Raw genomic sequence first — 952 nt, 5'->3', positions numbered from 1 at the left:
AGGCGTTTCCATTCCTCATAGGGACATCCGAAAGGAGGATATCCTCGAATACACCGGCGACAAAGACGGTTTCCATTCCTCATAGGGACATCCGAAAGATGGATCGACTCGAACCGCTTGGCAATCCTCGAATGGTTTCCATTCCTCATAGGGACATCCGAAAGGTAATAGGAATGGTAGATGACCAATCTGCCTACGAGTTTCCATTCCTCATAGGGACATCCGAAAGAAGAATGGCATGATCGACTATAAGGAGGAACAAAAGTTTCCATTCCTCATAGGGACATCCGAAAGCAAGGATGGAGAGCAAACTAAAGTAATAAAGGGGGGGTTTCCATTCCTCATAGGGACATCCGAAAGAGGGAGGAAGCTCTTGGGGGAATAGGGGGGCTGGAGGGTTTCCATTCCTCATAGGGACATCCGAAAGCCGGCACTACAAGTGGGTGTGTGACCGGAAGGAAAGTTTCCATTCCTCATAGGGACATCCGAAAGCCAGAGAGCAGATAGAGTAACTCTCACTAACTCTAGTTTCCATTCCTCATAGGGACATCCGAAAGTCGAACCCGGTGTCTCTGGGTCTGGAGGTGTCGAGTTTCCATTCCTCATAGGGACATCCGAAAGAGGCCGCACAGGGGGTCGTAGACCTCGCTCCCAACCGTTTCCATTCCTCATAGGGACATCCGAAAGTCGGCGAGTGGCTCGCGGGCGACGGAACTAGCTGCGGTTTCCATTCCTCATAGGGACATCCGAAAGGCGACATCCAGGCGCAGGAGGCCGCCACAAAAATAGGTTTCCATTCCTCATAGGGACATCCGAAAGCCGGACGCCTCCACGTGGCGGGTTTGGACACTTTTTGTTTCCATTCCTCATAGGGACATCCGAAAGTGGAATGAGCTCACAAAGCGGGAAAAAGAGGACAGTTTCCATTCCTCATAGGGACATCCGAAAGTTG

1 CRISPR repeat array is annotated in these 952 nt (G+C 51.1%).

From position 1 onward, the window contains the following. Positions 1-4 precede the first annotated feature (4 nt). Positions 5-949: direct repeats of the CRISPR family, unit length 30 nt; unit sequence GTTTCCATTCCTCATAGGGACATCCGAAAG. Between the last annotated feature and the right edge of the window lie 3 nt (positions 950-952).

The sequence above is a fragment of the Dethiosulfovibrio salsuginis genome, assembly GCF_900177735.1.
GTDB lineage: Bacteria > Synergistota > Synergistia > Synergistales > Dethiosulfovibrionaceae > Dethiosulfovibrio > Dethiosulfovibrio salsuginis.
This window is presented reverse-complemented; position numbering and strand designations above follow the sequence as displayed.